The organism is Fulvivirga lutimaris (assembly GCF_009711525.1).
Classification (GTDB): Bacteria; Bacteroidota; Bacteroidia; order Cytophagales; family Cyclobacteriaceae; genus Fulvivirga; species Fulvivirga lutimaris.
In genome coordinates this window covers 31,377-41,216 of sequence record NZ_SMLV01000415.1, presented here as the reverse complement: position 1 = coordinate 41,216, position 9,840 = coordinate 31,377, and the positions used below count along the sequence as shown (strand labels likewise).

Below are 9,840 nucleotides of genomic sequence, written 5' to 3'. Positions count from 1 at the left end.
TTTTGAATGCGCCTGCTCTTTCAACTTAGTAGTTTCTTCAGTCCACAATAAAACGGTATTGAAGTTTTGACCATCAAATGGTCCGTTGAAAAACAAGTACAATTTTCCATCAATAATGTCGAACGTTTCCGGGTTAATAGGAAACTTCGTATCCTTTGCCGCTACACCCCAGGCACAATATCCATCAAACTGAGGCAAGTATTTGCCGGGCTTTTTTTTAAAAGCATCCCTATGCTTGGCTGATACAAACCTATAGGTTGCTCCATTTAGCTTAACTGTAAATTTTGCGCTCCCTTTTTGTGCTTCGTCATCGAAATAGGAGACAACATCATAGCCGCCTATGGCCAGTCCATTTTCATCCACAGGAGGTATTTGTGCTGTTGCTGATATAAAACCAGCAACTATCAGCCCTATTATTAATATTAGATTTTTCATTTTATAAGATTTTAAATGTTTGTGAAAATTGAATTACAATACGGCATTGCCATTAGCTCTCACCTTGGGGAAATCTATTTCCGTATTTGCCGTGTTATTGAAGTAGTTAGTCAAAATATTGAGTGCTACATGCGCAATAATTTCTCCCACTTCTCCCTCAGTGTAGCCAGCGCCCAATACTGCCATTACTTCCTCAAAAGATGGCTTTCCTTGTTTTTCTACCAGGGTTTTAGCAAAATAAAGCCCTGCCTCAACCTTGGGGTCGTTATGCTGAGCATCTCGGGAAGCATTGAGTTCTTCAGCTTCAATTCCTGCCAGCTTTGTACCTATATAGGCATGTGCTGACAAGCAGTAGTCGCAGGCATTCGCTTCAGCCACAGTCATGGCTATTAGCTCACCCATTTTTGAGCCTAAACCACCTTTGCTTAGTGATTCGCTTAGGTTAAGGTATCCTTCAAGTACTGCTGAAGAATTACCCATAGTTCGCATCATGTTTGGAACTGTACCAAGCTTGGCCTGAATACCGTCAAAAAGCTCTTTTGATCTGCTCGAAGCCTGGTCCCTGTTTAATGCTGTTAATCGTGTCATATCTTTTTTAATTTGATTATGACGCAAAATTATATTGACCGCTAGCCGTAGAAAATGGATAATGGGCGCAAGTAGATGGATGATTTTCTCAAACAGTATATATGTACGAAGCCTTAATCACAGTCTGTTAGGGAAAGACATTTATAGAAAGCAGCAACATCTAAATTCAAAAAGAAATCTTAACTTCTGGCTTTCAAATATCATTGTATGAAAGCCATTGTTTACGAAGAATTTCAGGGAGCGCTTACGCTGCAAAATGTACCTGATCCAGCACCAGAAAAAGATGGTGTGGTTATTCAGCTGCAATCTTCAGGGTTATGCCTCAGCGACTGGCATGGCTGGATGGGTCACGATAAGGATATCAAATTACCTCATGTGCCCGGTCATGAATTAGCTGGTATAGTGGTTGAAACCGGCAATGCTATCAAAAATTTTAAAGCAGGAGATCGCGTAACCGTTCCTTTTGTATCTGGCTGTGGCCACTGCCCTGAATGTGCTACTGGCAATCAACAGATTTGTGATAACCAATTCCAGCCAGGCTTTACACATTGGGGCTCCTTTGCTCAATATGTTTCCATTCACTATGCAGATATCAACCTGGTAAAGCTTCCAAAAGAAGTTGAATTTGTTACAGCAGCAAGTCTGGGATGTAGATTTGCCACTTCATTTAGAGGAGTAGTTGATCAAGGCAGGGTCAAGCCTGAAGAATGGGTAGTTGTGCATGGCTGCGGTGGTGTTGGTTTATCCGCCATTATGATTGCCGTTGCTTTTGGTGCTCAGGTTATAGCCATTGATATCAATAATGAAAAGCTCAGTCTGGCAAAGTCTCTAGGTGCCGTGGCTGCTATTAATTCAGTTGATTCCCCCAATGTGGTTGGTGAAATTAATGAGCTCACGAAAGGTGGGGCTCATCTTTCCATAGATGCATTGGGCCATCCAGAGGTACTTTTTAATTCAGTAAGCTGTCTGCGCAAAAGAGGCCGGCATGTACAAATCGGTATTATGAATGCAGCGCATACTAATTCCAAAATTCCAATAGACCTGATCATCGGTAAAGAGTTGGAAATATTGGGCAGTCATGGTATGCAGGCACACCGGTATACGGAAATGCTGGACATGATGAAAGCAGGAAAACTACACCCTGAAAAACTGGTAGCCAACACTATATCCTTAAGCGAGGTTATTGATAAATTACCAGTTATGCATCAGTCAAAAACATCAGGCATTGAGGTTATTACTGATTTTAGCTAATTGAATTACTCTACCTTCAACCAGGCTTTTCTTTTCTCTAAAATCTTCTTATCTACTTTAGCACCATTTTTTTCTGCTAATTGAGTAGTATAAGTTGGACTTGCTGCTAATTCAACTTCTGTAGTTCTTGTCTCACCAAAAGCGATATAAGTAACCTTCAACTTATCCCCAACTTTGTGTTCTGCCACAAAATTATCCAACGTCTTCTCTGTAGTTAGTACCACATCATTTATAGCTGTGATCACATGTCCTCTATCAAGTCCTGCTTTATATGCTGGGCTACCAATGGAGGTATTTCTTCTAATAGTAACAGATCCATCATTATTAGCATATACCGAAGCCCCAAAATAGGGCATAGCTGTATTCTGTATCAGATCAACACCCACAGAAGCCAGCAAGGTTTTGTAATCAGGCATTTCGCTGCTGTAGATGTATTTGTTAAAAAACATATCTCCAAATTCATTTCCCGCATATTTCTTCAACGTTTCATGTAAGTCTTTGACAGTGTATGGCTCTTCATTTTTACCATAAGTTTGCCAAACCAGTTTCATATAATCATCTAGATTTAGCTTGTTTTGTCTTAGTGATAAATCCAACGACAAGCCTAAAATGCTGCCATAGGAGTAATAAGAGATAAACGTATTTTCTCTATTCACAGGATCAACAGCCGTGGCCGCATCAACAAATGGCGCCTGGTAGCTCATCTCAATAGGATTGAAAAACTGTCTGGCTGGTGAATTCCACACATAATTAAAAGTACCATCAAGTCCTTCCACATATTGCTGAGGAGTAATCACCCCTGCTCTGCATAAGATAAGGCCTGTATAATAGCTGGTAAACCCTTCAGCAAACCACAGTTCGCCACTCATGTTAGCTTCAGTGAAGTCAAAAGGCTCTAATGTCTGAGGCCTTATTCTTTCTACATTCCATGAATGAAAAAATTCATGCGAAACGGTACCAATATTACCTTCCATACCACCTTCAGCAAGACCTTCTCTATCTGTTAAAATGGTTGAGTTTCTATGCTCCATGCCATCTCCAGAAACATTGGGTAAGTAGCAGGCAAGGAAAGTGTATGTGCCAAAGTCATAATCCGCCAACTCGCCATAAACATCTTTCTCCGCGAGAACGACTTTCTTTACTTTCTCAAAATAAGTATCCAAGTCAGCAGATGTGCCATTATGGTGAAGTACAAACCTTACATTATACTTTTTTCCACTTGATTCAACTTCAAATTGACGAATATCCCAATTGCTGACCTCTGTTGGACTGTCCATGAAATATTGAAGATTTGGTGCTGAGAAGGTATTGCCAGATACTGGTTTCAACTGCGTAGCTACCTTCCATTTCAAGTCCTCTCTTACATTAAAAGTAACCTGCACAGCACGATCAGCTTGTGAAGGCGCAAACATGAAAGTGGCCGGGATATTTAAGTGTGCGTGTGTTTCATCAATTTGTGAGTAGGTGCCATCACCATGATCAGCATACAAAGTATAGCTGATACTGACAGTGCCATCATGGCCTGTAATATCCCATTGATATGGATTAGGTCTAACAATTTTCAACTCCTTGCCTTTACTATCAGTAGCTACAACATTATATACATTCTTAGCAAACTCATGGATGGCGTACCTTCCTGGGGATGTCCTGCTCATTCTTACTGAAAAAGTTGACTCCTTTAAATCTGGAAAGGTCGCTTTTATTTCAGCTTCATGGTGTACTGCATTATCGAATGAAATGGTGAAAGAATTAGTCTGTGCATTAGCAATGAGACCAATCAATAATAAAAATGATAGTAAAAGAAGGTTTTTCATGAAATCGTATGTTTAAAAAACGAATATACCATAAATATAAAATTTGTCTGGTGAATGAACCTAAAGAGTTCGTCTTGAGTATTTGTCATTCCGGCCTTAAGCAGGAATCTTCTTGTTCTATTCGTCACACCAAAATTATCCATTGCATTGGTGAAATTGAACACCATATTGATGAAGCATTGGTAGTATGTCAACTTCAGAAGTTAAAGATTGCGGATCAGGTCCGCAATGACATTATCCTGAGTATTGTTGTCATTCCGGCCTTGAGCCGGAATCTTACAGCGTTCAGGCAAATCATCAATCATACCACCCTTGGCTCAGATCGATCCAATTTGGATTATCCTCTTCAATTAACTCATCTTTCCAAGCTCGCTGCCAATTCTTCAATTGTTTTTCCCTTGCAATTGCCCTGCTGATATCATTATGTTCTTCAAAGTAGACAAGCTTATCGACATTATACTTTTGAGTAAACCCTTTTACCAACTTGTCTTTGTGTTGACGCACTCGAGTTTCAAGGTCATTAGTCACACCAATATAGACAGTAGTGTTGGTGAAATTGGATAGGATGTAGACGAAGTATTGGTGGTCTCTCACACCTTGAAGTTAAAGATTGCGAATCAGGTCCGCAATGACATTATCCTAGGTATTGTTGTCATTCCGGCCTTGAGCCTGCCTTTGTCGGCAGACAGGCCGGAATCTTAGAAAGCCGTATTGGTAAGGCTCTCAAAAAGAATAAATCTTACCATTCGGCAAAAAATCTTCGCATACGATTTAAAATAGAATAGCGGCCTATTTTGACAGAACTTTTATGCCCAAAGCTTGAAAATGAGACATTACAACAGCAACTGATATTTTGACAAGAAGAAATAAAAAACTAGTTTCATCTCTCCAAGCGTAATAAAGCACATTGGTGAATAACATTTCAAACCATATCATCACTACTATTTCTACTGCAACAACAGTAGTGATAGCTGCTATTATTACAACAATCACAACCCCTTCGCGGGGTTAATATTTACATATCGCCATAGGCACTAGCCGACTTTTCTAAATAAAATTTTATTCTTTAAAAATCTCAACCATGCTTGTTGTGAAATTTGGAGGTACATCTGTAGCCTCAGCAAAAAATATATCATTAGTTAAAAACATCATTGTCAATAAACAGCAACCTTTAGTTGCCGTGGTTTCTGCGTTTGGCGGCATTACCAATCTATTAATTGAATGTAGTGAACTTGCCGCCTCAGGAGATGATCAATACCTAAAGCAACTTAACCAGATAGAGTCAAGGCACATAAAAACAGTGCAGGAGCTTATTTCTGTAAAAGGACAGGGCAAAACCCTAAGCAAGGTAAAAATGCTATTAAACGATTTGGAAGATATTTTTAGAGGTGTTTACCTTATCAGAGAATTAAGCCTCAAAACTCAGGACAGAATCTTGAGTTTCGGTGAAACATTATCTTCATTGATTATCAATGATTATTTCAATGACTCAGGGCTCAAGAGCAGCTGGGCAGATGCCAAACAGTTTATTAAGACAGACAGCAATTATGGCCGAGCCAATGTAGACTTTCAGACGACTTCTGAAGAGGTTAAGACCTATTTTAAAGATCAGTCTAACTGCTGGGTATGTCCAGGTTTTGTGGCCTCTAATAAAAATGATGAAACAACAACGCTTGGCAGAGGTGGATCTGACTATACCGCGGCCATTTTGGCCTCTATTTTAAAAAGTAAAGAACTAGAAATCTGGACAGATGTCAGTGGCATGATGACAGCCGATCCTCGATTGGTAAGTAGAGCTTATGCCATTAAAGAAATAAGTTATGAAGAGGCGATGGAGCTCTCCCATTTCGGAGCCAAGGTGATCTATCCACCAACCATTCAACCTGTACTGGAGGCCAATATACCTATTCATATCAAGAACACTTTTAAACCTGATGATTACGGCACTGTAATTTCTAATAAAGGCAACGGGAATGGCAACATTATTAAAGGGCTTTCATGCATCCAAAATATCGCTTTAGTTAACCTATCAGGCAGTGGTATGGTTGGTATTCCTAACTTTTCACACCGTCTTTTCAAGGCATTGTCCAGTGCCAAAGTAAATATCATATTGATTACACAGGCATCATCTGAACACTCCATTTGTGTAGGAATTGATGAACATGATTGTGAAATAGCCAAAGAAGCTGTTGAAGAAGAATTCGAATTTGAACTATCTCGTCATAAGATTGATGCTTTAGAAATAGAGAAAAACCTGTCGATTGTTGCCCTTGTAGGATCCAAAATGAAAGAACAAGTGGGTGTAAGTGGGAACATGTTCAGCACATTGAGTCAGAATGGCATTAATATAAAAGCCATCGCTCAGGGTTCTTCTGAGAAGAATATTTCTGTAGTCATTCAAAACAATGAAGTAAGAAAGGCACTCAACAGTTTACATGAAAGCTTCTTCTTATCAGATCGAAAGCGCATCAACCTTTTTATGATTGGTATTGGCAATGTAGGCGGCACTTTGGTGGAGCAAATTAATAAGCAAAAATCATATTTATTGAAGCATCATCATATAGATGTTAAGATCGTGGCTCTAGCCAACTCTAAAAAGATGCTATTTGATGAAGATGGTATTAGTCTTAAAAACTGGAAAGACTCGCTTCTTGAAAGTGGAGAAAAAATGACCCTGAAAGGCTTCATTCAACAGGCCATAGACCTGAACCTGAGAAATAGCATTTTCATAGACAATACAGCTAATGAAGATGTCGCTACAATTTACAACCAGCTTTTGGAAGAAAGCATTGCGGTAGTAACTCCAAACAAAATAGCATGTACCCAGAGTATTGATAAGTATAAGGAGCTTAAGCAAACAGCACTCCGCTATAGAACCAAGTTCTTATTTGAGACTAATGTAGGGGCAGGTCTACCTGTTATCAACACCCTAAACGATTTGATCAAAAGTGGTGATGAGATTTATAAAATTGAAGCTGTACTTTCAGGTAGTTTGAATTTTATTTTCAACAATTTCAATGATAAAAGTCGCTTTGTAGATGTAGTAAAAGAAGCTATGAAACAGGGCTTCACTGAACCTGATCCTAGAATAGACCTAAGCGGTGTGGATGTAATGCGAAAAATTCTCATCTTGATACGAGAATCTGGTTTAGAAATGGAATTAAGTGATATTAAAGGAGTGCCTTTTATACCTAAAGAATGTATGGACGCACCTTCTGTTGATAAATTTTTAGCTTCTCTTGAAGCTCATGAGGCGGAGTTCCAGCAGCTATATAAAAAGGCCTCTGATGACAATAAAAAGATAAAATACGTGGCTTCTTTCAACAAAGGAAAAGCTGAAGGAGGTCTTAAGTTCGTAAGCCAGGATCATCCATTCTACAATCTGGAGGGTAAAGACAATATTGTGCTCTTTACTACCAAACGCTACCCAGAGCAGCCTTTAGTGATCAAAGGTGCTGGTGCTGGTGCAGAAGTTACCGCCATGGGAATATTTGCCGATATAATGAGAATCGCTAATGGATAAGTCTATAAAAATATTTGCACCAGCTACAGTGGCCAATGTTGGCCCTGGCTATGATGTATTAGGACTAGCCCTCGACAATATTGGCGACTATATGGAATTAACACTGAATGACTCTGGTGTCATTAAGATTTCTATGTCTGATCCTGATTTACCAACTGATCCTGAGATCAATGTAGCGGGCGTGGCTGCAAGAGCCTTGCTAAATCATTTGAAGTCTAAAAAAGGTGTGACCATAAATATCCATAAAAATGTAAAAGCTGGTAGTGGACTGGGGTCAAGTGCCTCAAGTGCGGCAGGCGCTGTGTATGGTGTGAATGAATTACTTGGCCAGCCATTGACCAAATTGGAATTGGTGCCTTTTGCTATGGCCGGAGAAACCGCTTCTTCTGGCAAAGCCCATGCAGATAATGTTGCTCCTTCATTGCTTGGTGGTTTTACATTAGTGCGTAGTTATAATCCATTGGATGTGATCAAGCTCTCATACCCAACATCACTTTATGTAACAGCCGTGCACCCACATATCGAGGTGAAAACTTCCGACTCAAAGAAAATGTTGAAAAAGGAAATTTCCCTGGAGCTGGCGGTGGCACAGTGGGGAAACCTGGCAGGCTTTGTATCGGGTCTGGCAAGTAGTGACTTTGATCTTATTAGCAGATCATTGGAAGATTTGATTGTTGAACCCATTCGGTCGATGCTAATCCCAGGTTTTGAAACTCTGAAAGAAGCTGCCAAAAATAATGGTGCTTTGGGCTGTAGCATATCAGGTTCAGGGCCATCAGTTTTTGCCCTTTGTGAAAACAAATCAGTTGCCGATAAAATAGGAGCTGCCTTTAAAGGCATTTATAATCAATTGGACATCAATCATGATATCCACATTTCTCAAATCAATCCGAAAGGATGTAAAACATTAGAACCATCGTATGAAATTTTATAGTACCAAAAGATCTGTAGAGTCTGTTTCATTCAAAGAAGCGGTGATAAAGGGATTACCTGAGGACAATGGTCTTTTTATGCCTGAGTACATTCCACAACTCTCAGAGCAGTTTTTCGCTAATCTTAATGATAAGAGTATTCATGAGATTGGACTAGAAGTAGCCTATCCATTTGTTGGTGATGATATTTCAAAAAACGACCTGGAAGAGATTGTTACAGAGACCTTAAATTTTGACATCCCTGTAGTAAGGGTAGAAGACAATGTTTATAGTTTGGAGCTTTTTCATGGCCCTACTTGTGCTTTTAAAGATGTAGGTGCCCGTTTCCTTGCGCGCTGCTTAAGTCAGTTTTCTGATGAAAAAGTTACCGTTTTAGTGGCCACTTCTGGTGATACCGGAAGTGCAGTGGCCAATGGTTTTTTAGGTGTGCCCAATGTTGACGTAGTTATTCTTTACCCAAAAGGTAAAGTGAGTCATTTGCAAGAGCAACAGCTTACTACTCTAGGGCAAAATATTACTGCATTAGAAGTTGATGGCACTTTTGATGATTGCCAGGCGTTGGTGAAAACTGCCTTTCTGGATAAGGAATTAAACGAATCGATAAAATTAACCTCTGCTAATTCTATTAATATCGCCAGGCTTATCCCACAATCATTTTACTATTTCTGGGCAATGAAGCAATTACCAACAGATCAGAAAATTGTTTTTTCTGTACCTAGTGGTAACTATGGAAATTTGACAGCAGGTTTATTAGCCAAAGCTATGGGTCTTGGTATTAAAGGTTTTGTGGCCTCTTCAAATGCCAATGATATTGTCCCGCAATACCTGAATGAGAACAAATTCAAACCAAGGCCTTCTGTTCAAACCATCTCTAATGCCATGGACGTGGGCAACCCGAGCAACTTCGGCCGCATGACGGAACTGTATCAACAATCGTGGGACGGCATCACCAAAGACATCACTGGCTATAGTTTTCTTGATGGTGAGACTAAAACCGCTATGAAAAAAGTGTTTGATGAGAAAGGCTACATTTTAGATCCTCATGGTGCCGTTGGTTATCTTGGATTGAAGAGTTATATGAAAAATCATGATTGCATTGGAGTGTTTCTGGAAACTGCCCATCCGGCTAAGTTCCTCGATACCGTTAATGAGGTAATTGGGGAAGTTGAAATTCCGGAGAGGCTAGCCGCCTATTTAGACAAGACCAAGGTGAGTATTCCCATTGCAAATGATTATGAAGCTTTGAAAGAAATACTTGTGGGTTAAAATTTGAAGTGAAATTAGCCGATAGCAAATG

General features: G+C 39.7%; 8 protein-coding genes. 4 read left to right on the top strand and 4 right to left on the bottom strand.

The features are described from left to right. Positions 1-435: YHS domain-containing (seleno)protein (locus E1140_RS15950; RefSeq protein ID WP_155186081.1), on the bottom strand; the 435-nt coding region annotated here is incomplete at its 3' end. Between the two features lie 33 nt (positions 436-468). Next, positions 469-1,023, bottom strand: a complete 555-nt coding sequence (locus tag E1140_RS15945) for a carboxymuconolactone decarboxylase family protein (RefSeq protein ID WP_155186078.1) — start codon at positions 1,021-1,023, stop codon at positions 469-471. Positions 1,024-1,230: 207 nt separating this feature from the next. Here E1140_RS15945 and E1140_RS15940 point away from each other — a divergent pair, with 207 nt between their 5' ends. Then, on the top strand, positions 1,231-2,274 hold the full coding sequence (locus E1140_RS15940; protein ID WP_155186076.1) for a zinc-dependent alcohol dehydrogenase family protein: 1,044 nt from the start codon (positions 1,231-1,233) through the stop codon (positions 2,272-2,274). 5 nt (positions 2,275-2,279) lie between these two features. Here E1140_RS15940 and E1140_RS15935 read toward each other — a convergent pair whose 3' ends face one another. Together E1140_RS15935 and E1140_RS15930 are read right to left on the bottom strand one after the other, a co-directional pair. Then, positions 2,280-4,088: a M61 family metallopeptidase gene (locus E1140_RS15935; protein WP_155186073.1), complete on the bottom strand. Its 1,809-nt coding sequence runs from the start codon at positions 4,086-4,088 to the stop codon at positions 2,280-2,282. 297 nt (positions 4,089-4,385) lie between these two features. Continuing rightward, positions 4,386-4,682, bottom strand: a complete 297-nt coding sequence (locus E1140_RS15930; protein ID WP_185153632.1) for a GIY-YIG nuclease family protein — start codon at positions 4,680-4,682, stop codon at positions 4,386-4,388. A 487-nt stretch (positions 4,683-5,169) separates the two neighbouring features. On the opposite strand from E1140_RS15930, the gene thrA reads away from it, so the two are divergent. The 3 genes from thrA to thrC are packed head-to-tail and all read left to right on the top strand — an operon-like array spanning position 5,170 to position 9,809. After that, positions 5,170-7,611 (top strand): bifunctional aspartate kinase/homoserine dehydrogenase I, encoded by a 2,442-nt coding sequence (gene thrA, locus E1140_RS15925; RefSeq protein ID WP_155186070.1) that lies wholly within the window; start codon positions 5,170-5,172, stop codon positions 7,609-7,611. Continuing rightward, the gene (locus E1140_RS15920; RefSeq protein ID WP_155186066.1) at positions 7,604-8,545 is read left to right on the top strand and encodes a homoserine kinase; all 942 of its coding nucleotides are present in this window, start codon (positions 7,604-7,606) and stop codon (positions 8,543-8,545) included. The genes thrA and E1140_RS15920 overlap by 8 nt, the downstream gene beginning before the upstream one ends. After that, positions 8,532-9,809, top strand: coding sequence for a threonine synthase (thrC, locus tag E1140_RS15915; protein ID WP_155186064.1), 1,278 nt, complete (start codon positions 8,532-8,534; stop codon positions 9,807-9,809). The genes E1140_RS15920 and thrC overlap by 14 nt, the downstream gene beginning before the upstream one ends. Positions 9,810-9,840: the final 31 nt, after the last annotated feature.

Bases quoted from the DNA above. Each gene is read 5' to 3' on its own strand.
- E1140_RS15920 (WP_155186066.1), top strand. From the start codon at position 7,604: ATGGATAAGTCTATAAAAATATTTGCACCAGCTACAGTGGCCAATGTT.
- E1140_RS15940 (WP_155186076.1), top strand. From the start codon at position 1,231: ATGAAAGCCATTGTTTACGAAGAATTTCAGGGAGCGCTTACGCTGCAA.
- E1140_RS15945 (WP_155186078.1), bottom strand. From the start codon at position 1,023: ATGACACGATTAACAGCATTAAACAGGGACCAGGCTTCGAGCAGATCA.
- thrA (WP_155186070.1), top strand. From the start codon at position 5,170: ATGCTTGTTGTGAAATTTGGAGGTACATCTGTAGCCTCAGCAAAAAAT.
- thrC (WP_155186064.1), top strand. From the start codon at position 8,532: ATGAAATTTTATAGTACCAAAAGATCTGTAGAGTCTGTTTCATTCAAA.
- E1140_RS15935 (WP_155186073.1), bottom strand. From the start codon at position 4,088: ATGAAAAACCTTCTTTTACTATCATTTTTATTATTGATTGGTCTCATT.